Raw genomic sequence first — 23514 nt, forward strand, 5'->3', positions numbered from 1 at the left:
CCGTCCCGGCTCAGCGGCTGACGCCGTTCCACGCCGGGACGGCCGCGCCGCGGGCGCCCGGGCGCGCGGCGAACAGGCCGCCGTCGGGGCCGCCCGCGGTGATCAGCAAGGTGGCGAGGTCGGGACCGGCGAAGGCCACGCCGGCGGCGTACGCGGCGGGGACCCGGACGGTGGCCAGATGCCGCGCCGCCGGCGAGTAGCAGCGCACCTCGCCGGCACCCCACACCGCCAGCCACAGATTGCCGTCGCGGTCGGCGCACAGGCCGTCCGGCAGCCCGCCGTCGACCGCGAGGAAGTCGCGGCGCTCGCCGGCCTGGCCGTCCGCGGGGTCGTATCCGCGTACCCGGACCAGGCCGGCGCCGGTGTCCACGCTGTACATCAGCCGTCCGTCGGGCGACCAGGCCAGCCCGTTGGAGCAGGTCAGGTCGGTGTCGAGGACGGCGGGCCGCCCGTCGCCGGCGAGCCGGACCAGGACGTCCTGGCCGCGGCGGCCGTCGAGCGCGGTGCTCCCGACCAGGAACCGCCCCGCCGGATCGCAGCCGCCGTCGTTCAGCCGCCCGGGCGTGCCGTGCGGCAGCACCCGGGCGCCGGCCCGGCGGGTCCCGTCCGGGCGGAGGACGGTCACGCCGTACCGGCCGGCGACGAGCAGGCCGCCGTCGGCGGCGCAGGCCACCGCGCCGGCCGGGCCCGGGAGGCGGTGCCGCCGGACGACCTCCACCCGGTCGGGCCGCAGCCGCCCCTCGTGGACCTGGCCGGCCTCGATGTCGACCCAGAGCAGCCGTTCGCGCGGGGCGTCCCAGACCGGGCCCTCGGCGAGCCGGAAGCCGCCGGTCAGCACCGGGTGGGCGTCGTACGTCAGCACCCCGTCACCGCACGGCCCCGACCGTGGCCCTCACGGCGGCGCCGGAGCGCGGCGCGCTCCCGGCCGGCCGCGCGTGCTCACGCATCGGCGCACACCGAGCGGTGCCGGCCGAGGCCGTCGATCTCCATCTCCATCACGTCGCCCGCGGACAGGTACGGGAAGCGGCCGGAGAGCGCGACGCCCTCGGGCGTACCGGTGTTGACCAGATCGCCGGGCTCCAGGACGAGGTACTGGGACAGATGGCGGATGATCTCCGCGACGCCGAAGATCATGTCGGCGGTCGAGGAGTCCTGCCGGGGCTCGCCGTTGACCCACGAACGCAGTCGCAGCGCCTGCGGGTCGGGCACCTCGTCGGCGGTCAGCAGCCACGGGCCGAGCGGGTTGAACGTCTCGCAGCTCTTGCCCTTGGACCACTGGCCGCCGGGAGTCTCCAGCTGGAAGGCCCGCTCCGAGACGTCGTTGCCGACCGCGTACCCGGCGACGTACGCCAGCGGGTCGTCGTCCTCGGCGAGGTAGCGGGCGCGGCGGCCGATCACCACGGTCAGCTCCACCTCCCAGTCGGTCTTCTTCGAGCCCCGCGGGATCAGCACCGCGTCCTTCGGACCGACCACGGTGTTGGGGCTCTTGTGGAAGAGGATCGGCTCGGTGGGCGGTTCGGCCCCCGACTCGCGGGCGTGGGCCGCGTAGTTCTGGCCGATGCACAGCACCGCGCCGGGCCGGGCCACGGGGGCGCCGGTGCGCTGTCCGGCGACATCGGCCGCGGACAGCTCGGGCAGCCGGCCGGCGGCAAGCTCCTCCCGGGCCCGCGCGACGCCGTCGGTCGCGAAGAAGGCGGGGTCGAGGTCGGCGGTGAGGCCGGACAGGTCGTACGTCCGGCCGTCGGCGGTGCCGAGGACGGGGCGCTCGCCACCGGGCGGCCCCAGGCGCATCAGGCGCATAGGTGTTCTCTCTCTTCGTGAGTACGGTGCGGGTGCGGGAGTTCGGGGTTCAGGGTTCGGGCCACGCGAATGCGGCTGCGGGTCACGAAGACACCGCGGCTCGTCAAAAAGGTTCGGGCCGTCGCCGGTTGGCAACCGGACCTCCCCAACTGAGCTGACCGCGCGGCTATTCGACCCTCTCCAGGGCGTCGCGACCCACCTGGTGCAGCAACTCCAGTCCGTCCAGGTGGCGTTCGATCTCCGCCACGGTGCTGTCGCCCAGCGCCTGGCGGCCCTCGACCGTCGCGGCGGCCTGATGAGGCGTCAGGAGAACGTTGGGCAGGGTGCGCAACGGATGCTCGGCGGGCAGCGGTTCGGCGTCGTAGACGTCGAGCGCGGCGTCGATCCGGCCGGTGCGCAGCTCGGCCAGCAGCGCGGCCTCGTCGACCAGCCACGACCTGGCGGTGTTGACCAGTCCGGCGCCCTCCGGGAGCAGGGCCAGCTCCCTCGGGCCCAGCAGGTGCCGGGTCTCGGCGAGCGCGGGCGCGTGCACCGCGGTGATCCGGCTGGTGGCCAGCACCTCGTCCAGTCCGGCGACCCGGACGCCGAGCGCGTCGGCGTCCTCCGGCCCGAGGTAGGGGTCGGCCACGGTCACCTCGGCGCCCAGCGCCCGGACCAGTGCGATGTAGGCGCGTCCGGTGCGGGAGGCACCGATCACGCCGATCGGGCAGCCGAGGATCTGGTGGCGCTCGGGCGCCTCCTCGGCCTGCTCCCAGGGCACTCCGCCGCGCAGCGCGTGGTCGAAGCGGTGGATGCGGTGCAGCAGCGCGAGGGTGAAGGCGAGGGCCACCTCGGCGACCGGGCGGGCCATCGCGGCGCCCGCCTGGGTGACGCGGACCCCCCGGTCGAACACGGCCTGGGTCGCGTACGGGCTGACCGCGCCGCCGGTGTGCGCCAGGAGCGCCAACCGCGGTGCGCCGGAGAGGAGTTCGGCATCGAGTTGGGCGGTTCCCCAGCCGGTGACAAGGATGTCGGCGTCGGCCACCGCGGCGGCCAGCGCGGTCCGGTCGGCGGGCCGGTCGAGCAGCACCGGGTCGGCCAGGCGGGTCAGCCGCTGCCAGGCGTCCGCGGTGAACAACTGCTCGCGCAGCGCGGGCGCCATCGCCACCACGGCGACGGGACGCGGCCCGCTGTCAGCGGAGCCAGTCATCACGGTGCTCCGCCACGAACGCGTCGTCGGTCAGCCACGGATAGGCCGCCGCGACCCGGGCGATCTCCTCTGCCTGCCGTGGCGAGAGCCGTTCGGCGGGGTCGAGGCACCAGGTGCCGGCCAGCAGGCCCTGGCGGCGCAGCACTTCGTGCACGCCGGGGATGCAGCCGCGGAACGCGTTGCGCACGTCGAAGACCGCCGCGTTGGCCTCGCTCAACTGCGGTGCCCTGCGCAGCAGATCGGTCATCAGCTGCTGGTCGCCCGCGCGCGCCGCGCGCACCTGGGCCAGCATCCCGACCGCGCTGGAGGTCCACACGGCCCACTGGCCGAGCAGCCCGCCGGCGAACCAGCGCAGGTCGCCGCCGGAGGTGCGGTAGGGGGTGAGCAGGTCGGTGAGGATCGCGTCGTCGTTGCCGGTGTAGAGGGCGACGTCCCCGGCGCGGTCGCTCGCGGCGACGGCGGCGATCACCTCGGCGGTCCGGTACCGGTCGAAGGGCGCGGCCTTGATCGCCACCACCGACGGGATGTCGGCGAACGCCCGCCAGTAGTCGGCGGACAGGTAGCGTCCCCCGACGGCCTCCTGGAGGTAGAAGCCGACGACGGGCAGCACCTCGCCGACCGCGCGGGCCCGGTCCAGCAGCCCGGTCTCGTCGGCGCCGGGCACCGCGGGGCTCAACAGCACCGCGTCGTAGCCGAGTTCGGCGGCGAGTTCGGCCTCGGCGACGGCCTGCGCGGTGTAGCCGCAGGCGCCGGCGACCTTCACCACGGGCCGGCCGGCCTCCTTGTCGGCGGTCTCGGCGGCGAGTTCGAGCACCGGGCGGAGCAGCCCGACGGCGGCGTCCCTGATCTCGAACTGGGTGGTGTGCACGCCGACCGCGATCCCGCCGGCGCCCGACGCCAGGTAGTAGCGGGTCAGCGCGCGCTGGCGCCGCTCGTCCAGCCGGCGCTCGGCGTCGAGGGCGAGCGGGTGGGCCGGTATGACGGTCCCGGCGGCGAGCAGGTCGAGCGGGCTCGCCGCTTCGCCCGGGGTGCCGTCTGGGGAGAGGCCCGCCGGAACGGTGGCGGTCTCGTGGTTGCGGGAGGACACGGTGGGTCAGAACCTTCCGTCGCGGACGTCGAACTTGGTGGGCCGGCCCGACAGCGGCAGCCCGCGCCGAATCCACTCGGCCTGCCAGCCGACCAGCGTGCGCAGCGGCACCGGCGGATAGCCGAACAGCGCGTGGCAGCGGCTCGCGTCGGACAGCAGCGCCGTGCCGGATTCCTGACCCGTCGTCAAGGATGCCTGTTCCGAGGCCGCTTCGGCGGACGTGACCGAACCCGCGGCGGCGCCGGTCCGGCCGAACTCCTCGCCGAACAGCTGGGCCAGCCGCCGCACCGAGGCGGTCTCCGGCCCGGTGAGGTTGACGGTGAACGCCTCCGCGTCGGCGTGCAGCAGCGCGCGCAGGGCCACTTCGTTGGCGTACCCCTGCCAGACCACGTTGGCGTGGCCGGTGGTGACGTCCACCGGCTGCCCGGCGTGCACGGCCGAGGCGATGTCGGCGAGCACCCCGTAGCGCAGGTCGATCGCGTAGTTGAGCCGCAGGAGCGCGACGCGGGTGCCGTGTTCGGCCGCGTGGTAACCGAAGACCCGTTCGCGGCCGAGGCAGGACATGGCGTACTCGCCGACCGGGCCGACCGGGTCCGTCTCGGTGGAGCCGGCCGAGGCGGTGTCGACCAGCGGGTAGACGTTGCCGGTGGAGAACGCGGAGATCCGCGCGTCGCGGTACCGGCGCGCGATCCGGTCCGGCAGCGCCGCGTTGACCGCCCAGGCGTGGGCGGGGTTGCCCGCGGAGCCGAACTTGGCGCCGACCATGAAGACCGCGTTGCCCGCGTTGGGCAGCCCGGCCGGGTCACCGTCGAGCAGGTCGAAGGCGACCGGACGGACCCCCTCGGCGGCGAGCGCGTCGGCCGCAGCCCGGTCCGACCAGCGGGAGACGGCGTGCACGGCGACGTCGGTGCGGCCGGCCGCGTCCAGCGCCCGGCGGGCGAGCCGGCACAGGCTGGGGCCCATCTTGCCACCCGCGCCGAGCACGACCAGGTCGCCCTCGAGACGGGCGACGTCGGCCACCAGGGCGGGCGAAGGGGTGGCGAGCAGGTCTTCGAGCTGCTGCTCGCCGGCGGGGAAGTCGGCCAGGCCGGGGCGTACGGACGCGAGCGCCGCGGGCGTGGGCGTGGACGGGGAGCTGTGGGGCATGAGCGTGGTCATCCTTTGACGGCCGAACCGGTGACGCCCTCGGTGAAGTACCGCTGGCCCGCCAGGTAGGCGGCGAAGATGGGGACGAAGGCGATCACCGAACCGGCGAGCACCTGGCTGAGCGGCACCTGCTGCTGTTGCAGCGACGCGATGCCGACGGTGAGGGTGCGCATGCCGCTGCTCTGGCCCATGATCAGCGGCCACAGGAAGTCGTTCCAGTGCCACAGGAAGACGAAGGTGCCGAGGGTGGCGAGGATCGGCTTGAGCAGCGGCAGCACGATGCTGACGAAGATCCGCAGTTCGCTGCAGCCGTCCAGCCGGGCCGCCTCGAACATCTCGTCCGGGAGGTCCTTGATGAACTGCCGCATCAGGAACACCGCCTGGGCGTTGGCGAGGGTCGGGATGATCAGGCCCCAGTAGGTGTCCACGCCGCCGAGCTTCGCCATCATGATGAAGGTCGGGATCATGGTGACGTGGTACGGGACCATGACCATGGACAGGAAGGACCAGAACATCGCCTCCCTGCCGCGGAACCGCTTCTTCGCGAAGGCGTAGCCGGCCAGCGCGGCCAGCACCAGCACGCCGACCACCGACACCAGCGAGTAGATCAGGGTGTTGAGCAGCCAGCGCGGCACGTCCTGGGCGTCGAGCACGGCGCTGTAGGAGGACCCGCTGAGGTGCCAGGGCAGGAGGCTGCCCGGGAGCGAGACCGCGGCGCCGGGCTTCAGCGACAGCACGAGCATCGCGTAGAAGGGGAAGACCGTCACCACGGCCGCCACCGCGAGCAGCACACCGCGGACGATCTGCCCGCCCGGGCTGGGCCGCAGCGCCCTGGGTATGGTGTCGCGCTCGCGGGGCTCGCGGGTGCGACCGGAGCGGCGCGGCCGACTGCCGCGCGCGGCACGGTCGTCGGCGGCTGCCGGGTCGAATACTCCGGGGCCCGGGTGGGAGCCCGCGCCCGCCTCGGCGGCCTGGGCGGTCGTGTTCGCCATGGTCACTTCTCCTTTCCGAGCACCAGTCGCTGCACGAGCGCCACGACCACGGTCATCACGAACAGCACGCAGCCGATCGCGCTGGCGTAGCCGAGGTCGCTGTATTTGAAGCCGGCGTCGTAGAGCTGGTACACGAGGCTGTAGCTGGCGTTGGCCGGGCCGCCGCCGGTCATCACGTAGATGGCGTCGAAGATCTGGAAGCTGTTGGTGGTCTCGATGACCGCCAGGAAGAAGAAGGCCGGCTTCAGCTGCGGGGCCACGATGTAGCGGAACCGCTGGAAGGGCCCCGCGCCGTCCATCAGCGCGGCCTCCTCCAACTCCCTTGGGACGTCCTGGAGTCGGGCGAGCAGGATGAGCATGCCGTAGCCGCAGCGCGACCAGATGCCGACCAGGGCGATCGCCGGCAGCACCAGGGCCGAGTCGGTGAGCCAGGACTGGTCCGGCAGGCCGAGCCAGCCCATGATGTCGGACCAGGGGCCCTTGGTGGAGAAGATCCAGATGAAGACGGTGGACGCCAGGATCAGGCTGGTGACCACCGGCAGGAAGAAGATCGACCGGAAGAGCCGGGAGCCGCGGAAGGCCCGCCGGGTGAGCAGCGCCAGCCCCAGCGAGGCGAGGATGGTGAACGGCACCGCCATCACGCTGTAGACGACGGTGACCCGCAGCGAGGACCAGAACAGCGGGTCGTGCATCATCCGCTGGAAGTTCTGCAGTCCGGTGAAGTGGGTGCTGTCGCCGATGGTGTAGTCGGTGAAGCCGAGCACCAGCCCGGCGATGCCCGGTCCGAACCGGAAGACCAGGAAGAGCAGGAAGCAGGGCAGCACGAACAGCAGCCCGATCCGGGCCTCCCGGCGCGCGTGTGGTCCGCGTCGGTTCTTCTGCGGGCGGGTGGTACGTTCCGCGACTGCGGCCACGGGACCTCCTTCGGGAGCGACGGGTGCTGCCGGACCTCGCCGGCTGGTGGGACGGTCGATCAGAGCGTGCGGACGGTCAGCACGTGCGGACGGTCAGCACGTGCGGACGATCGGCACGTGCGGGCGGTCAGAACGTGCGGGCGGTCAGCGCCGGCCGGCGACGACCGCCCGCGCGCGGTCAGCGCTTGCGGGCGATCAGCTGGTCCGCGGCCTGGGCCGCGTCGTCGAGCGCCTTCTTCGGGCTGGTCTTGCCGAGCAGCGCGGCCTGGATCTGCGGGGCGAGCAGGCCCATCACGTCACGCGCGGACTTGTTGAGCGGGCCGACGTCGGTGCTGCTCAGCACCTTCTCGGTCGCCTCCTGCAGCTTGTCGCCGGGGTAGAGCGCGGTCGCGTCGGCGCGCGGCGAGAAGTACCCGCCCGGCTTCTGCAGGCCCGCGGTGTTCTTCGGCTGCGACACGTACGAGATCCACTTGCCGGAGAGCTTCTGGTTGGCGCCCTTGAAGACCGCGAGGGTGCCGACGGTGCCGTACGCCACCGACTTGGTGCTGCTCAGCGCCGGGCCGACCTCGATGTTCTCCTTGCCCCAGAACGGCTCGACCTCGGCCGCGGTGTTCTGCCAGGTGCAGGCGACCTTGTTCTTGGCGAGGTCGGTCTGCTCGATCTGCGGGGTGGTGGTGACCAGGTCCTTGGGCGTCCAGCCGTTGTCCACGAAGGTCTTCAGCCAGGTGAGCGCCTTGACGCCGGCCGCGCTGTTGAAGGTGGCCTTCTTGCCGTCGGCGGAGAAGACGTCGCCGCCGGCCTGCCACAGCAGCGGGTAGAAGGTCATGTTGAGGGTGGCGGTGGTGTCGCCGCTGTAGCTGGTCGCGTAGAAGCCCTTGGCCTTCAGCTTGGGCGCGAGCGCGGCGAGCTGGTCCCAGGTGGCCGGGTAGGAGGTCTCGCCGATCGCGTCGAAGACCTTCTTGTCGCACAGCAGCGGGTAGCTGGACATCAGCACGGGGGCGGCGAGCGGCTGGCCGTCCACGGTGACCGCCTTCAGCGCGGCCGGGCGGTAGGCCGCCTTGTCCGCGGCCGGCATCCACTTGTCGGCCGGGATCAGGTTGCGCTGGTACGCGGAGAGCTGGTCGGGGATCAGGTAGGCCACGTCGGGGCCCTTGCCGGCCGCGAGCGCGGTGGCCAGCGCGGTGTCCCGGTTGGCCCACGGGTAGGTGGAGACCTTCACGGTCACCCCGGGGTTCTCCTTCTCGAACCCCTTGACCAGGCCGTCCCAGTAGGCGGAGTTGGCCTTCGGGTCGTTGATCACCGGGTACACCCAGGTGTTGATGGTCTTCTTCGAGCTGGACCCGGAACCGGTGCTGGAACCGCAGCCGGCCACGGCGGTGGCGGCAAGGGCGGCGGCGACGGCGAGGGCGGCGGTGTTACGGCGTCTCACGGTGGTTCTCGCTTTCCGGAGCGTGGTGCGTGGCGGTGGTCGGTGGTACGGGCGCGGGTGGGGCCGCGGTGCCGTGCGGGCGAAGCGTGCGGGTGGTGCGGGGTGCGGGTGCTGCTGGTGGCGCCGGGTGCGGGTGCTGCTGGTGGCGCCGGGTGCGGGCGCGGTCGGGGTACGGCGTGCGGCCGGTCAGCGGGGCGGCACCGTCTCGACCGTGCCCTGGTGCCGGGACCGCTCGGCCGCGAAGGCCGCGAGGTGGCTGCCGAGGGACTCGACCGGGCCGGAGCGGATGTGGGAGCGGTCGCCGGTGGCGAGCGCGGTGACGAAGGACTCGACCAGCACCGAGTCGCCGCCGCCGTGGCCGTCCGCGGCGTTGGAGCCGCTCGCGCCGACCTCGTGCACCTGGGTGGTGTCGTCGCGGAAGTCGTGCACGGTGACCCGCTCGCCGTCGCCGCGCAGCCAGCCGTGGCTGCCGAAGATCCGGGTCTGGCGGTGGGTCTGCTCGGTGAACGCGGTCATGGTGAAGACCGCGGTGGCGCCGCCGGACAGTTGCATGGCGACCACCTGGTTGTCGACCACGTCGTTGTCCGCGCGGTACACGCACCGTCCGTACGGGCCGGTGCGCAGCGCCTCGGTGAGGACCGCCTCGTCCTGCGGGCCGGTGGCGTGCGCGGTCACGTGGTCGATCGGCCAGGCGCCGCCGGTGGTGCGCAGCGCCGGGTAGTACAGCTTGGGCGCGGAGTACGGGCAGCTCGGCTCGACCGGGCAGTCCAGGCAGTTGGCGGCGGCGCCCGCCGGGGCGTTCTCCGGGCGGAAGTGGGCGAGCGAGCCGAAGCTCGCCACGGTCTCGATCCGGCGGCCGGTGACGTAGGCGATCCAGTCCAGGTCGTGGCTGGACTTGGCGAGGATCATCGGTGAGGAGTGGTCCTCGCGGCGCCACGGGCCGCGGACGTAGCTGTGCGCGTAGTGCCACCAGCCGACCGGTTCCAGGTGGTCGAGTCCGGTGACGGTGCCGAGGACACCGCTGTCCACCACGCTCTTCACCAGGTCGGTGTAGGGGGTGTAGCGCATCACGTGGCAGACGGCGAAGGGCACGCCGGCCGCCTCGACGCCCTCCACGATGGTGCGGCACTCGGCTTCCGTGGGGGCGAGCGGCTTCTCGGTCATCACGCCGTACCCGGCCCGGGCCAGGGCGAGCACCGGTTCGGCGTGCTCGCGGTCCTGGGTGGCCACGATCACGCCGTCGGCCAGCGGTCCGCCGTTCGCCTCGGTGGCGGCGAGCAGTTCCCGCCAGTCGCCGTACCCGGTCGCCGTCGGCACGAGCGCGCGTGCCTCGGGCCGGGGGTCGGCGACGGCGACGATCCGGGCGCGCTCGGGGTGGTCGCGAATCCATGCGGCGTAGGTCAGCCCGCGGTTGCCGGCGCCCACGAGGGCGATCCGCACCGGACGCCCCTCGATCGGGGTGCCGGCGGTGCTGGTCTGGTCGGTGGCCATGGTCTCTCTCTCACGGTGGGCGCGAAGGGTCGGCGGGACGGATCGGCGGGAAGGGGCCGCGGAACACAAGTGGCCTGCGCGGTGCCGGTGTTGGTCAACGGCGTTGCCCGGACGCCGCGTTGGGCGGCGGTCGGGCCGGGGCCGGCCGGGCTCGTGACGGGCCCGGCCGGCGCTCTCAGATCAGCAGGTTCCCGGCGGTGTGCCGCACCCGGTCGCCTTCGGCGGGCATCTTGGTGCGGGTCACGCCGTCCTCGGTGCAGCCGGTGTGCAGCAGGTGGCTGTCCCCGGTGAAGGCGGCCGGGTCGAGTTCGATACGGCCGCCGGAGAAGGCCGAGCCGCCCGCGCGGTAGTGGTTGACGCCGTCGGTGATCAGCAGGTGCGCGGTCTTCTGGTCCGCGGCGCGGGAGTCGACGCCGTCGAGCTGCCAGCTGACGGTGCGGTCCGCGCCGCTGCGGGCGAGGAAGGCCGCCGAGCTGTTTCCGCCGCCGAAGCGGGCGCCGCCGTCGATCCACAGCCGCTGGTCCTTGGCGGACTTCAGCACCAGGCCGGTGTCGGTGAAGGTGCCGCCGTGCACCGCGGTGTCGGCGTGCGCGACGGTGCTGGGGCCGGCGTCCGCGCCGGTTCCGGTGAACGTGCAGTGGTCGAGGACGAGGTCGCCGGTGCCGTTGAACTGCGCGCCGTCCAGGTCCTTCAGGGTGACCCGCAGCAGGTGCACGTCGGAGCTGACGGTGGCCGCGGTGACCTCGGACGCCTTGCCCTGGGTGAAGGCCGAGTCGGCGATCACGGTGGGCCGCTTCGACTTGGCGGAGGACTGGGAGATCACCAGCGGGCCCGAGGCGACGCAGCCGCGCAGCTGGGCGCCGTCGGAGTTCACCCAGATCATCCCCGAGTTCGGCTGGGCGTTGCCGATGACCAGCATGTCCTCCAGCGTCAGGTCGGTGATGTTGGTCCTGGCCACGAACCACGAGCAGGCGTGCTTGCGGACGGTGATCCGCTTGGCCGCGCCGCCCCAGGCCGCACCGGAGTTGGCGAAGGTCATCAGCCCGGAGTTGCCGGTGTAGGTGAGGTCGTGCTCGAACTGGCCGTGGGTGACGAAGGGGCCCTGGTCGTCGCCGTCGCCGTGGCAGTTGGTGACGTAGCCGTAGGCGGAGGCCGTCCAGTCGTTGAGGTGCCGGGCGTTGGCGACGTGGCAGTCCTCGACGTGGCCGTACAGGCAGTAGATCTGCTGGGTGAGGTAGCCGGCGCCGCCGTAGGTGACCGAGGCCGGGTTCTTCAACTGGCACTCGGAGGTGCGGAAGTACGTACACCAACGGCGGATGATCACCGGCCAGAAGGTGCCGGTGGCGTCGATGCCGGAGACGTCGCAGGAGACGGCGTACTCGTAGGCGAGCGGGTGCGAGCCGGTCTCGGTGTCGTCGTCGGCGACGTCCGGCACGCCCTCGAAGACCATGTTGCGCACGTGGACGCGCTCGACCGGCTCGACCCGGGTCCAGGTGAAGGTGCGCCCGGCGGCCAGCTCCCAGCCGATCTTGTAGTTGACGCGGATGTGCGTGCCGTCCACGATCTCGGTGACCTGGACGAGCTTCTGCACCTCCTTCTCGTACAGCCCGGTGCCGGCGGCCGCGTCGATCTCCACGCTCCACCACTGGCCGACGGTGAAGGACTTGCTCGACGGCACCTCGAAGATGTCGGCGAGGTCGGGCATCGCGGCGGACAGCTGGGACTTGACGGTGGTGCTGGTCACCTTGCCGAGGAAGTACAGCACCGCGCCGAACGGGTTGTTGTACGCGTTCTTCTCGATCCCGGTGGTAGTGACCTTGTTGCCACCGAAGTCGAGTTCGAGCCGGGAGCGGGTGAAGGTGTGGCGCTTGGTGAAGTTGAGGTCGGTGTGCGCCTCGATCCGGTACACGGCCGGGTCGCCGACCATGGCGTCCAGCGCGGCGTCGGCCGGGGTGGAGGCGTCGAAGACGCCGAACTGGCGGAAGTCCAGCAGGCCGTCGTGGACCATGCGCCAGCGGCCCTTGCCGGTCCGGCCGGCCGGGCGCAGCACGGTGCCGCCGTTGGGCGCGGTGGTCGCGGTCGCGTCCCAGCGGGCGACCAGGCCGCCGCCGTCGCCGGGTGCGCGATAACCGGAGACCAGCGCGACCGTGCCGTTCGCGAGCGACCTGGGGTCGAGCGCGAGCAGCCGGGCGACGGAGTCGGCGGTGAGCGGCGCGGCCGGGTGGCCGGCCGGCTTCGCGGCACCGGAGCCGGAACCGGCCGCGGACGCGGTGCCGGTGCCGGCGGCGACCGCCGTGGTGGTGGCCGCGAGCAGCAGACCGCCGATACCGCCGGCCCGCAGCAGCCTGCGGCGGGAGGTGTCGGTACGGCTCTGCTCGGGGCTCGACTCGGGGCTCTGGTCGTTGGTGGAACCCGGCACGGGGCCAGGGGGAACGTTCACGATGTGCCTCAGCCTTCGATGGGCCTGGGGTGAGGACGAAACCGTGACGCTTGCCGGAAGTGCGGATGGCGGTGCGGACCGGTGCGGGAAAAGCGCAGACCAGGGGCAGGGTGCTTGCGCGACACCGTCCGACGGGGCGAGACGCTAGCCCGCCGTCGGTGAATCGGTCAAGACCCCGCGGTGGCCGTTGTGCGGCCGCCGGACGTCGCCGGGGCGTTGCCGTGCCCCAGGCTCTGACTGATCCGATCGGCGAAGTCCCTTACCTGGAGGCCGAGTTCGCGGAACCGCCAGCCGGGCAGATCGAGCTTGAGGCCGGTGATGCTGATCGCGCCGACGCACCGGTCCCGGTGGTCGCGGACCACGCTGCCGATGCAGAAGATCCCGTCGGCGTCCTCCTCGTCGTCCAGCGCGTAGCCGGTGGCGCGGACGTCGGACAGGTGGGCGAAGAGCGTCGCCTCGTCGGTGATGGTGCGCGAGGTGCGGCGGGGCAGCCCGGTGCGGGCGACGAGTTCCCTGGCCTCCTGCTCGGGCATCGCGGCCAGCAGCGCCTTGCCGATCCCGGTGCAGTGCGGCAGTTCGCGGGCGCCCATCCGCAGGTCGAGCCGCAGGCCGCCGCCGGAGTCGACCTGGTCGACGATCACCGCCTGGCCTTCCTGCGGCACCGCGACCCGCGAGGCCATGCCGGTGGCGGCGGTCAGCTCGCGCAGCAGCGGGCGGGCCACGTCCCGCAGCGAGATCTGCGCCTGGGCCCGGTCACCGAGCCGGGCCAGCGACATCCCCAGCCGGTAGCGGCGGTTCATCCCCTCGCCCTCGTCGGCCACCAGGCCGTAGTGCCGCAGGGTCTGCAGCAGGCCGAAGGCGGCGCTCTTCGAGACACCGCTGCGCTGGGCGACCTCCGTCACGCTGAGTCCTGCTCCGGGTCCTCCGGCGGCGAGCACCTCCAGCAGCTCCGCGGCCCTCGCCACGGTCTTCACCAGGTATTTCGGCTCGGCCCCCGCCGCGCGGCCCCGCTCGTCATCCGCGCCGCGCTCAACACTGTTCTGCATAGCAAAACAGGTTACCACCGGACCCCCCTTGACCGAGGGTTAAACCGGATCTAAGATCAGCCCACTGTTCGGATATTCAGAACAGTGTTCTTGAAAATCGTTCCTTCAGTGCAGCGAACGAATCCTGCGACGACTTGCCGGGCGGATGGCGTCCTGCGGTCCCGGCCGGGCAGGGCCGGGACCGTCACCCACAGCATCGACGCGAGGAGCACCACATGACGCTCGCCGAGCGGGCCCGCCGGGTGATACCGGGCGGTGTCAACAGCGGCCAGCGCAGCATTCCCGGCCTCACCGACCTGGTGATCGCCCGCACCGCGGGGTCCCGGTTCTGGGACAGCGACGGCAGGGAATTCACCGACTACCACGCCGCGTTCGGGCCGCCGCTGCTCGGCCACAACGACCCGGACGTGGCCGCCGCGGTCGCGGACGCGTCCGGCCGGCTCGGGCTCACCGGGGTGGCGGTCACCGAGGCCGAGGTGGTCCTCGCGGAGCAACTGGCCGAACTGATCCCGTCGATCGAGCAGGTGCTGCTCACCAGCACCGGCAGCGAGGCGACCTTCCACGCGCTGCGGGTGGCCCGCGCGGCCACCGGGCGCCGCCTGGTGGTGAAGTTCCAGGGCTGCTACCACGGTTGGCACGACGCGGTCAGCCTCAACGTCATCTCGGCCCCGGACCGGGTCGGCCGGCACGACCCGACCTCCACCGGCATCCTGCCCGAAGTCCTCGACGCCACCCTGGTGTTGCGCTTCAACGACGTCGCCGCCGTCCGCCAGGCGTTCGCCGAGCACGGCACCGACATCGCCGCGGTGATCGTGGAGCCCATCCCGCACAACGTGGGCGCGCTGCTGCCCACCGAGGAGTTCCTGCGCACGCTGCGCGAGGAGTGCACCGCGGCCGGCAGCGTGCTGGTCTTCGACGAGGTGATCACCGGCTTCCGGCACGCCCTCGGCGGCTACCAGGCGATCTCCGGCGTCACCCCGGACCTGACCACCCTCGGCAAGGCCATCGCCAACGGCGCCCCGATCGGCGCGCTCGGCGGCCGCGCCGACCTGATGGAGCAGTTCAGCAGCCGTCCCGGCGGCCCGGTGTTCTTCGCCGGCACCTACAACGGCCACCCGCTGCCGGTCGCCGCCGCCCTGGCCACCATCGGCAAGCTGCGCGAGCAGCCGGTGCACGAGCACGTCTTCCGGCTCGGCGATCGGGTGCGCACCGAACTCACCGCGCTCTACCAGCGGATCGGCGTGCCCGCCGTGGTGACCGGCTACGGCTCGGTCTTCGTCAGCTACTTCATGCCCGGCCCGGCGCCGCTCAGCTACGACGACCTGCTCGCCAACGACACCGCGCTCTTCGTCGGCTACCGCCGCCACCTCATCGAGCACGGCGTCTTCGAGCTGCCGCTGAACCTCAAGCGCAGCCACCTGTCCTACGCGCACACCGACGCCGACGTGGACCGCCTGCTGGAGGCGACCGAGGCGGCCGTCACCCGCACCCTGGCCGAGGGCGGCCCCAGCGACCTCGCGCACGTCTCCACCATGGGCGGCGCCGGCACCGCGACGGGGGCCCGCTGATGCTGACCGTGAACACCACCCGGCCGGCCGGCCCGGCCGGCCGGATCAGCAAGGTCGAGACGCTCCAACTCGGCACTGCCTGGCGCGACTTCGGCTACGTCCGGATTCACACCGACCAGGGCCTGACCGGCGTCGGCGAGATCACCCACCCCTACCGGGTGGACGAGACCTGCCGGCTCACCGAGGCGATGGGCCACCGGCACCTGCTGGGCGCCGACCCGTTCGACGTCGAAGAGCTCTGGCTGCGCATGTACCAGGGCGACTTCCTGCGCGGCGGCGACATCGGCGGCGTCGTCGTCTCCGGCGTGGACCAGGCGCTGTACGACCTGATGGGCAAGGCGCTGGGCGTGCCCGCCTACCGGCTCACCGGCGGCGCCACCCGCGACCGGGTCCGGGTCTACGCCAACGGCTGGTACACCGGCGAGCGCGAGCCGGCCGAGTTCGCCGCCAAGGCGAAGGAGACCGTCGCCAAGGGCTTCACCGCCCTGAAGTTCGACCCGTTCGGCGCCGGCCTGCACGAGCTGGAACGCAGCGAGCTGCGCCGCTCGCTGGCGCTGGTCGCCGCGGTGCGCGAGGCGGTCGGCCCCGAGGTGGACCTCTTCGTCGAGGGGCACGCCCGGTTCGCGATGGCCACCGCACGGCGGCTGGTGCACGAGCTGGCGCCGTACGACATCGGCTGGTTCGAGGAACCGCTGCCGTGGACGCACATCGAGCGCTACGCCGAGCTGCGGCAGATCGCGACCTTCCCGATCTCCGGCGGCGAGCACTTCCACAACCGCTACGAGTACAAGCAGCTCTTCGCGACCAACGCCGTGGACATCGTGCAGCCCGACCTGTCGATGGCCGGCGGCTTCACCGAGCTGCGGAAGATCGCCGCGCAGGCCGACGCGCACGGCATGCTGGTCGCCCCGCACAACTCCAACTCGCCGCTGTGCACCACCGCTTCGGTGCACGCCACGCTCGGGATCAGCAACCTCAAGATCCTGGAGACCTTCGACGGGCTGCTCGAACCGTATGTCTTCGAGGCGGTCCGCGGCGCGCTCCCGATCACCGACGGCCACATCGAGCTGCCGACCGCGCCCGGGCTCGGCATCGAACTGGTCGACGAGGTCTTCGCGGAGCACCCGCCCACCCACCGCTTCTGGAACATGTTCGCGGACGGCTGGGAGAAGAGGAACCGCACATGATCGTCGACGTGCACTCCCATCTCTTCCGGCACAGCCACGACTTCGACGACGCCTTCCGCACCGAGTCCGCCCGTGCGCACGCCGGGGAGGTGGACCTCACCGTCCGGTACGAGGACTACGCGGCGAGCGCGCCGGAGAACACCCGCACCGTGGTGGTCGGCGGCAAGGCCCGCCGCAGCGGGCTGTGGGTGGAGGACGCGGCCGTCGCCGCCTACGTCGCGCACCACCCCGACCGGCTGATCGGCTACCTCTCGATCGACCCGACCCAGCCCGGCTGGCAGGACGAACTCCGCTACGGACATGAGGAGTTGGGCCTGCGCGGCATCAAACTGATGCCGATGTACGCCGGGTTCGATCCCGCCGACGAGGCGTACGAACCGCTCTACGCCTACGCCGAGCGGCACGGCCTGCCGCTGCTGGTGCACACCGGCACCACCTTCGTCTCGCAGGCGCCGCTGGAGTACGCCATGCCGCGGCACCTGGACTGGGTGGCCATGCGCCACCCGGAGCTGCGGATGGTGCTGGCGCACCTCAGCCACCCCTTCGAGGGCGAGTGCATCGCGGTGATCCGCAAGCACCGGCACGTCTACGCCGACATCAGCGCGCTGCACTACCGGCCGTTCCAGCTGTGGCACAGCCTGCGCCTGGTGCAGGACTACGGCGTGTGGGACAAGCTGCTGTTCGGCAGCGACTACCCCTTCACCACGGTGAACGACTCGGTGGAAGGGCTGCGCCGGATCGCCCGCATCCCCGGCATCCCGGGTCTGGACCCGCTGGACCAGGACGCCGTGGAGGCGCTGATCCACCGCCCGTCGCTGGACCTGCTCGGGCTGGGGCAGTCGTGACCTCCGCCGGCGGCCCCGCCGCGGCGCGCTTCGACCTGACCGGTCGCACCGCGCTGGTCACCGGGGCCGCCCGCGGCCTGGGCCGGGCCTTCGCGGTGGCGCTGGCCGAGGCCGGCGCCGACCTGGTCCTCACCGACCTGCCCGGCGCCGAAGGGCTGGCCGACACCGCCGCGCTGGTCCGCGCGTCGGGGCGCGGGGCGCTCGTCGTCGAGCAGGACCTGTCCGACACCGCGGCGCTGCACGACTTCGCCGACCGGGTGCGCGCGCAGGCCGGACCGATCCGCATCCTGGTCAACAACGCCGGCACCGCGGCCCTGGAACGGTTCAACGAGATCACCCCGGACAGCTGGTACCGCGTGATGCGGGTCAACCTCGACGCGGTGTTCTTCCTGACCCAGCGCGTCGCCGAGCACATGGTCGCCGACGGCCTGCCCGGCCGGATCGTCAACATCACCTCCAAGAACGCGCTGGTCGCCGAGGCCGGGCTGGCGCACTACAACGCCTCCAAGGCCGCGGTGGACCTGCTCACCCAGACCCTCGCGGTCGAGCTGGCCCCGCACGGCATCACCGTCAACAGCCTCGCCCCCGGCATGGTGGACACCCCGATCGACGGCGAATTCCCCTTCGACCGCGAGGCGTTCGAGGCGGCGTACCGTCAGCGCATCCCGCTGGGCCGCTACGCGCGGCCCGAGGAGTGCACCGGCGCGCTGCTGCTGCTCGCCGGCGACGACGGCGCCTATCTGACCGGCACCCGGATCGTGGTGGACGGCGGGGTCCTGGCCGACCAGATGCCGCGCACCGCGTTCATGCCCCCGTACCGCACGTCGCTCGGCCCCCAGCGGAAGGACGGCACCACTCCATGACCACCACCCGCAGACACCTGCTCCGTTCCGGCGGTATCGGTGCGGCCGCCGTCGCGGCCGGCGCGCTGACCACCGTTCCGGCGCAGGCGGCCGCGCCCGCCGGCAGCGCCAAGGGCACCGGCGGCGACGGGAAGAGCGGCGGCAAGGGCGGCGGTACGGCGGGGCAGCCCGCCACCACCTCCGCCACCGTCGCCGACCTGCTCGCCACCCCGTCGAAGTCGCTGCGGGACGGGACGGTGACGGTGGTCGCCGGCTACCGCGCCCCCGGCGACGGCGGCGGCATGACCGTACGGTGGGACGCCGGCAGCACCCGCGCGCCCAACGGCGGCACCGTGCTGCGCCCGAACGACCGCCCCGCGCACGGCCGTTGGCGCCGACTGCACGACGGGGTGCTGGACTTCCGCGGCTTCGGCCTGTTCGACGCCTCCGCCCCGGCCGACGACGCGCTCGACGCCATGGTCGACGACCCGTCGGTGCACCGGGTGGAGGCCCACACCGACCTGCTCTTCCAGCGCCGCCACACCTACCACCGCTCCCGGCTCGCGCTGGACTTCGGCGGCCACACCGTCCACACCGGCGGCATCGAGCGCAACACCCACGACAACCCCTTCGGCGCCGTCCTGTTCTTCCAGGGCACCGTCACCGGCGACACCGTCAGCCATGCGCTGTCCGCCGAGGTCATCGAACTCACCGACGCCTTCCCGGTGCCGGACTCCGGCGCCTTCAAGGTCGGCCAGTGGTGGGCGGTGCAGAGCGACGAGGTGGCCGGCGGCGGCAGCGACGAGCGCGAGCTGCAGAAGATGGTCGAGGTCACCGAGATCATCGACGGCACCCACATCCGCGTCGACTACCTCAACGGCTGGCCGCTGGCGGCCGGCCGCAAGCTCACCTGGCGCCGGGTCGAACCGGTGGTCGGCGTCCGGGTGGACCACCTCGTCTTCCTCGGCGCCGGCCAGGACACCGGCGCGGTCGACGACGAGTACACCGGATCGCACCCGGTGGCGTACGAGTACGCGGCGGACTGCGACGTCTCCGGCATCCAGGCCACCGGCACGTTCTGGCCGGTCATCATGCGGCGCTGGTGCACCCGTTACCGCACGATCCAGTGCGGGCTGAAGAACCCGCCCACCGTGATGTACGGCGGCGCCGGCTACCTCACCCAGCAGATCTACTGTCTGTACGGCCACGTCGCGGACTGCACCAGCAGCAACGTCCGCCACCTCAACGACCTGACGGCGTCGGCCTACTGCCAGGTCGTCAACTGCCACGGCGACGGCGACGACGAGGGCGGCAACCCCTTCACGACCCACGGGCAGTACGAGCACGACCTGCTCTTCGACGGCAACTCCGGCCTGATGGACATCGCCAACTCCGGTGCCCAGTGGGGCGATTCCGCCAAGCGGATCACCGTGCGCAACCACGTCTGCTCCTGGTTCACCGCCAACACCAAGATCACCGACCTGACACTGGAGAACGTCAAGGTCATCGCCCGGCCGACCTTCGACCCGGCCGGCACCCTGGTGATCAACGCCGACGGCGCCCAACTGCGCGGCTGCACCGCCTCCTTCTTCGCCGTCGCCCAGCAGTCGGCGCGCTCCACCCGGCCGACCACCGTCACCGACTGCACCTTCGACCTGCCGAAGGCGTCCGTGCTCGTGCAGACCCCGGTCACCGCGCCCGTGCACTTCGTCCGCACCACGTTCACCGGGCTGGACGGCAACGTGCTGCGCGGCAGCGGCCCGGTCCACTTCACCGACTGCCGGCTGGTCGGCAGCCCCGAGGCGGCGCCGCTCGCGGTCGGGGCGTCCGAGGTCACCGTGGACGGCGGCAGCCTCACCGACACCGGCATCGCGCTGAGCGCCGTACGCGACCAGCGGATCAGCGTCGGCGGCGGCACCGCCCTGTCCGGGACCAACACCGCCAAGGCGCTGCTCTCCCGCGACGCCGGAACGGGTGCCACCGTCACCTGGGACCTGGCCGACCTGCGCAGCAGCGCGGCCGACGCGGACACCGCGCATGTGCGCGTCGCGGACGGCCACAACCGCTACACGGCGGTCGGCGCCCGGCTTACCGGGGGCCAACTCGCTCTGGCGGCAGACGCGTTCGGCGACACGTCGTCACTCCTGCACACCGCGTGCACCGAGGACGGTGTCGCCCGGAAGGGGCTGCCTGCGGACGGGAAGAGGATCAGCGCGACAACCGGCAACCTCGTCCTCTGAGTTCGCGGCGTGCGGGGCGGGTGCGGCGAGTGCTGGGTGCGCCGAGCGAACGAGGCGGTGGGCGCGGCCGGTTGGGCATTGCCGAGCCGGCCGTGCGTCGTGCGTCGTGCGCCCGCCGCCGCCCTTCACCGTAGGACCGCGAGTCCGTGAGGAACCGCAAGACCGTAGGGAGCCGCAGGACCGCGGGGCCCTGTGACCGTAGCGAAGGGAAGGCCGTCGCCATGCGCTATCGCACCGCCGCCCCGGCGGACGAGCCGGCGCTGCACGCCCTGTGGGCGGCGGCCTTCCCCGACGCGGCGACGGTCGTCGCGCTGTGGGGCCGCGACCCGGGCCGCCACAGCCGTACGTTCGTCGCCGAGGACGACGGCGGGCGGCTGGTCTCGGTGCTCCACTACCTGCCGCGGCCGATCCGCTCGGCCACCGGCCGCCCGCAGCGCGTCGGCTGCCTCGGCAGCGTCGCCACCCACCCCGACGCGCGCGGCCAGGGCCATATCCGGCACCTGCTCGCGGCGGCGGTGGCCGCCATGACGGCCGACGGGTGCGCCTGGTCGCTGCTGTTCACCGCCACCCCGCGGGTCTACGAGGGCGCGGGGTGGCGGTCCTTCGCCGCCCCCGGCTGGTCGGGCCCGCTCACCGACCGCGCGCCGCACCCCGGCGCCGCCGCCGTACGCCCCTCGACCCGCGCCGACCTGCCGGCCCTGCGGGCACTGCGGGACGGCTTCGACGCGGTCCGGCCGCTGACCACGGTGCGCGGCGCGGACGACTGGGAGCACCGGGTGCCTGTCTGGTACGCGGCCCCGGCGCAGATCCTGGTCGCGGAGGACAGCGGACATGGGGGAAGCGGCAGGCACCCGGAGCCCGGGGCGCCCCTCTTCCCCGGTGGACCCGGCGAACCCGGTGGACCCGGCCAACCCGACCGGGCCGGCCAACTCCCCTCCCCCGCCGCTCCCTTCGCGCCGTCCGGCCGCCCGCTCGGCTTCGCCGTGCTCCGCCGCCCCGCCCCCGATCAGGTCGAGCTCGCGGAGATCGCCCTCGCCCCCGGCCGGGAGGAGGACGCGGCCGGCGCCCTGCTGTCGGCCGCCGCGGTCGGGGCGCGCGCGGCGGGCGCCACGTCCGCGACCGTACGGCTGCCCGCCGAGCCCGCCGTCGTCGGCGCGCTCCCCCACCTCCTCGCCGAGACCGTTCCCGAGGCCACCCACTACGGGATGGCCCGCCCGGTGCTCGCCACCGCGGGCGAGGTCCTCGCGACCGTCACCGCGCCGGGCGCCTTCCACTGGTACGGCGACTCCTTCTAGAACGCGTCCACCGAGCCCCTCCCCCGGCCTGGCGGATTCCAGGGGCGCTTCCGCGCGCGCCGATCCGTCCCGCCTGCCCATCGCCGCCTGCAACGCTCAGGTGTTTGCCTAAAGGTCTTAGGTATGTGCATGATGGGTATCGGCAAACGGGAGGAAGCTTATGGTGCGCGCAGGGTTGACGGCTGAGCGGCTGACCCGGGCGGGTGCGGAGCTGGCCGACGAGGTCGGCTTCGACCAGGTCACCGTCTCGGCGCTCGCCCGGCGGTTCGACGTCAAGGTCGCGAGCCTGTACTCGCACGTGAAGAGTTCACAGGACCTCAAGACCAGGATCGCGCTGTTCGCTCTCGCGGAACTCGCGGACCGGGTCGCCGCCGCGCTCGCGGGCCGCGCGGGCAAGGACGCGCTGGCCGCGTTCGCCGACGCGTACCGCGACTACGCCCGGGAGCACCCGGGCCGGTACGACGCCGCCCGGCTCCGGCTCGACCCGCAGACCGCGGCCTCCAGCGCGGGCGTCCGGCACGCCCAGATGACCCGGGCGCTCCTGCGCGGGTACGACCTGACCGAGCCGGACCAGACCCACGCGGTCCGGATGCTGGGCAGCGTCTTCCACGGCTACATCAGCCTGGAGATGAGCGGAGGCTTCAGCCACACCGCCGTCGATCCCCAGGAGTCCTGGGACTGGATGGTGGACTCCCTCGACGCCCTGCTGCGCAACCGGACCCTCCCCGCCCACCCGCAACCGTCGTCCCCGTGACCGTCACCCCCGTGCACACGACCGCCACCGGGACCGTGATCGACAGGCAAGGACCATGAACACCGAGCACGACTGGACCACCACCCCCCTCACCGCCGGCATGCTGCGCGGCGCCGTCGAGGTGGAGCGCACGCCGCACGGCTTGCTCCCGCACCGGCTGCCCGCCTCCGCGCGCCGCCAGTTCCCCGACGAGCAACTGGCCATGGCCGAGGCGCAGCCGTCCGGGGTACGGCTGGTCTTCCGCACCCGGGCGACCACCGTCGAACTGGACGCGCTGCCCACCAAGCGGGCGTACGTCGGCGCGCCGCTCCCCCCGGACGGCGTGTACGACCTGCTGGTCGACGGGGTCCTCGCCGGCCAGGCCACCGTGCCCGGCGGGCGGCTCCGCATGATCGACATGGCCACCCAGGCCGCCGAGGTGCGCGAAGGGCCCGCCGGAACCGCCCACTTCGCGGACCTGCCGCCGTACGACAAAGACGTCGAGATCTGGCTGCCGCACAACGAAGGCACCGAGCTGGTCGCGCTGCGCACCGACGCGCCGCTCGAACCGGCGCCGGAGAGTGGGCGCAAGGTGTGGCTGCACCACGGCAGTTCGATCAGCCACGGCTCGAACGCCGCCCACCCGACGGGGATCTGGCCGGCGCTCGCCGCGTCACGAGGCGAAGTCGACCTGGTCAACCTCGGGTTCAGCGGCAGCGCGCTGCTCGACCCGTTCACCGCGCGCGCGATGCGGGACATCCCCGCGGACCTGATCAGCGTCAAGCTCGGCATCAACATCGTGAACGCCGATCTGATGCGGCTGCGCGCGTTCGGCCCCGCCGTGCACGGGTTCCTCGACACCATCCGCGAGGGGCACCCGGACACGCCGCTGCTGGTGGTGTCGTCCATCCTGTGCCCCGTGCAGGAGGACACCCCCGGTCCACTCGCGCCCGACTTCGGCGACGGGGTCTTCCGGTTCAAGGCCACCGGCGACCCGGCCGAACGCGCCGCAGGGCGCCTCACGCTCCACGTCATCCGCGACGAACTCGCCCGGATCGTCGAGCAGCGCGCCGCCGACGACCCCCAACTGCACTACCTCGACGGTCGCGAGCTCTACGGAGCGGCGGACTACGCGGAGTTGCCGCTGCCCGACGAGGTGCACCCCTCCCCCGAGGCCCACCAACGGATCGGCGACAACTTCGCCCGGCTGGTGTTCGGCCCGGGCGGAGCGTTCCACGTCGGACCCGCGTGAGCGGAGATCCGGTCCGGC

General features: G+C 72.9%; 19 protein-coding genes. 8 read left to right on the top strand and 11 right to left on the bottom strand.

Annotated elements, in window-relative coordinates:
- Positions 1-10 precede the first annotated feature (10 nt).
- The 11 genes from OG370_RS08080 to OG370_RS08130 form a co-directional block, all read right to left on the bottom strand.
- The gene (locus OG370_RS08080; protein WP_328462051.1) at positions 11-862 is read right to left on the bottom strand and encodes an SMP-30/gluconolactonase/LRE family protein; all 852 of its coding nucleotides are present in this window, start codon (positions 860-862) and stop codon (positions 11-13) included.
- Between the two features lie 77 nt (positions 863-939).
- Positions 940-1800, bottom strand: coding sequence for a fumarylacetoacetate hydrolase family protein (locus OG370_RS08085; RefSeq protein ID WP_328462053.1), 861 nt, complete (start codon positions 1798-1800; stop codon positions 940-942).
- 166 nt (positions 1801-1966) lie between these two features.
- Positions 1967-2989, bottom strand: coding sequence for a hydroxyacid dehydrogenase (locus OG370_RS08090; protein ID WP_328462055.1), 1023 nt, complete (start codon positions 2987-2989; stop codon positions 1967-1969).
- On the bottom strand, positions 2973-3989 hold the full coding sequence (locus OG370_RS08095; protein WP_443060852.1) for a dihydrodipicolinate synthase family protein: 1017 nt from the start codon (positions 3987-3989) through the stop codon (positions 2973-2975). Before OG370_RS08095 ends, OG370_RS08090 begins: the two co-directional genes overlap by 17 nt.
- A 93-nt stretch (positions 3990-4082) precedes the next feature.
- A complete protein-coding gene (locus OG370_RS08100) occupies positions 4083-5222 on the bottom strand; it encodes an NAD-dependent epimerase/dehydratase family protein (protein ID WP_328462057.1) in 1140 nt (379 codons plus the stop codon).
- Positions 5223-5230: 8 nt separating this feature from the next.
- Positions 5231-6214: a carbohydrate ABC transporter permease gene (locus tag OG370_RS08105; RefSeq protein ID WP_328462059.1), complete on the bottom strand. Its 984-nt coding sequence runs from the start codon at positions 6212-6214 to the stop codon at positions 5231-5233.
- 2 nt (positions 6215-6216) lie between these two features.
- Positions 6217-7128 carry a carbohydrate ABC transporter permease gene (locus tag OG370_RS08110; protein WP_328462061.1) on the bottom strand — a complete coding sequence of 304 codons (912 nt, stop codon included), beginning with the start codon at positions 7126-7128 and terminating at the stop codon, positions 6217-6219.
- 178 nt (positions 7129-7306) lie between these two features.
- Complete coding sequence (locus OG370_RS08115; RefSeq protein WP_328462063.1) at positions 7307-8557, bottom strand: ABC transporter substrate-binding protein; 1251 nt, start codon at positions 8555-8557, stop codon at positions 7307-7309.
- Between the two features lie 186 nt (positions 8558-8743).
- Positions 8744-10048, bottom strand: coding sequence for a Gfo/Idh/MocA family protein (locus OG370_RS08120; protein WP_328462065.1), 1305 nt, complete (start codon positions 10046-10048; stop codon positions 8744-8746).
- 175 nt (positions 10049-10223) lie between these two features.
- The gene (locus OG370_RS08125) at positions 10224-12056 is read right to left on the bottom strand and encodes a peptidase C14 (RefSeq protein ID WP_328473891.1); all 1833 of its coding nucleotides are present in this window, start codon (positions 12054-12056) and stop codon (positions 10224-10226) included.
- Positions 12057-12655: 599 nt separating this feature from the next.
- Positions 12656-13534 carry an IclR family transcriptional regulator gene (locus tag OG370_RS08130; protein ID WP_328462067.1) on the bottom strand — a complete coding sequence of 293 codons (879 nt, stop codon included), beginning with the start codon at positions 13532-13534 and terminating at the stop codon, positions 12656-12658.
- Between the two features lie 215 nt (positions 13535-13749).
- On the opposite strand from OG370_RS08130, the gene OG370_RS08135 reads away from it, so the two are divergent.
- The 8 genes from OG370_RS08135 (at position 13750) to OG370_RS08170 (ending at position 23496) form a co-directional block, all read left to right on the top strand.
- Positions 13750-15102, top strand: a complete 1353-nt coding sequence (locus tag OG370_RS08135) for an aspartate aminotransferase family protein (RefSeq protein ID WP_328462069.1) — start codon at positions 13750-13752, stop codon at positions 15100-15102.
- Positions 15102-16289 carry a mandelate racemase/muconate lactonizing enzyme family protein gene (locus tag OG370_RS08140; protein ID WP_328462071.1) on the top strand — a complete coding sequence of 396 codons (1188 nt, stop codon included), beginning with the start codon at positions 15102-15104 and terminating at the stop codon, positions 16287-16289. Before OG370_RS08135 ends, OG370_RS08140 begins: the two co-directional genes overlap by 1 nt.
- Positions 16286-17134 carry an amidohydrolase family protein gene (locus OG370_RS08145; protein WP_328462073.1) on the top strand — a complete coding sequence of 283 codons (849 nt, stop codon included), beginning with the start codon at positions 16286-16288 and terminating at the stop codon, positions 17132-17134. The genes OG370_RS08140 and OG370_RS08145 overlap by 4 nt, the downstream gene beginning before the upstream one ends.
- Complete coding sequence (locus OG370_RS08150; protein WP_328462075.1) at positions 17131-17997, top strand: SDR family NAD(P)-dependent oxidoreductase; 867 nt, start codon at positions 17131-17133, stop codon at positions 17995-17997. Before OG370_RS08145 ends, OG370_RS08150 begins: the two co-directional genes overlap by 4 nt.
- On the top strand, positions 17994-20216 hold the full coding sequence (locus OG370_RS08155; RefSeq protein ID WP_328462077.1) for a peptidase C14: 2223 nt from the start codon (positions 17994-17996) through the stop codon (positions 20214-20216). The genes OG370_RS08150 and OG370_RS08155 overlap by 4 nt, the downstream gene beginning before the upstream one ends.
- Before the next feature lie 221 nt (positions 20217-20437).
- A complete protein-coding gene (locus OG370_RS08160; protein ID WP_328462079.1) occupies positions 20438-21511 on the top strand; it encodes a GNAT family N-acetyltransferase in 1074 nt (357 codons plus the stop codon).
- A 160-nt stretch (positions 21512-21671) separates the two neighbouring features.
- Entirely contained in the window at positions 21672-22265 is a 594-nt protein-coding gene (locus OG370_RS08165; protein WP_328462081.1) for a TetR/AcrR family transcriptional regulator, read from the top strand.
- Positions 22266-22320: 55 nt separating this feature from the next.
- Entirely contained in the window at positions 22321-23496 is a 1176-nt protein-coding gene (locus OG370_RS08170) for a GDSL-type esterase/lipase family protein (RefSeq protein WP_328462083.1), read from the top strand.
- Positions 23497-23514: the final 18 nt, after the last annotated feature.

The sequence above is a fragment of the Streptomyces sp. NBC_00448 genome (assembly GCF_036014115.1).
GTDB lineage: Bacteria > Actinomycetota > Actinomycetes > Streptomycetales > Streptomycetaceae > Actinacidiphila.

Excerpts from the sequence above, each read along its gene's own strand:
- OG370_RS08105 (WP_328462059.1), bottom strand. The coding sequence starts at position 6,214 with ATGGCGAACACGACCGCCCAGGCCGCCGAGGCGGGCGCGGGCTCCCAC.
- OG370_RS08170 (WP_328462083.1), top strand. The coding sequence starts at position 22,321 with ATGAACACCGAGCACGACTGGACCACCACCCCCCTCACCGCCGGCATG.
- OG370_RS08160 (WP_328462079.1), top strand. The coding sequence starts at position 20,438 with ATGCGCTATCGCACCGCCGCCCCGGCGGACGAGCCGGCGCTGCACGCC.
- OG370_RS08135 (WP_328462069.1), top strand. The coding sequence starts at position 13,750 with ATGACGCTCGCCGAGCGGGCCCGCCGGGTGATACCGGGCGGTGTCAAC.
- OG370_RS08165 (WP_328462081.1), top strand. The coding sequence starts at position 21,672 with ATGGTGCGCGCAGGGTTGACGGCTGAGCGGCTGACCCGGGCGGGTGCG.
- OG370_RS08140 (WP_328462071.1), top strand. The coding sequence starts at position 15,102 with ATGCTGACCGTGAACACCACCCGGCCGGCCGGCCCGGCCGGCCGGATC.
- OG370_RS08100 (WP_328462057.1), bottom strand. The coding sequence starts at position 5,222 with ATGCCCCACAGCTCCCCGTCCACGCCCACGCCCGCGGCGCTCGCGTCC.
- OG370_RS08145 (WP_328462073.1), top strand. The coding sequence starts at position 16,286 with ATGATCGTCGACGTGCACTCCCATCTCTTCCGGCACAGCCACGACTTC.
- OG370_RS08120 (WP_328462065.1), bottom strand. The coding sequence starts at position 10,048 with ATGGCCACCGACCAGACCAGCACCGCCGGCACCCCGATCGAGGGGCGT.
- OG370_RS08085 (WP_328462053.1), bottom strand. The coding sequence starts at position 1,800 with ATGCGCCTGATGCGCCTGGGGCCGCCCGGTGGCGAGCGCCCCGTCCTC.
- OG370_RS08155 (WP_328462077.1), top strand. The coding sequence starts at position 17,994 with ATGACCACCACCCGCAGACACCTGCTCCGTTCCGGCGGTATCGGTGCG.
- OG370_RS08125 (WP_328473891.1), bottom strand. The coding sequence starts at position 12,056 with ATGGTCCACGACGGCCTGCTGGACTTCCGCCAGTTCGGCGTCTTCGAC.
- OG370_RS08130 (WP_328462067.1), bottom strand. The coding sequence starts at position 13,534 with ATGCAGAACAGTGTTGAGCGCGGCGCGGATGACGAGCGGGGCCGCGCG.
- OG370_RS08090 (WP_328462055.1), bottom strand. The coding sequence starts at position 2,989 with ATGACTGGCTCCGCTGACAGCGGGCCGCGTCCCGTCGCCGTGGTGGCG.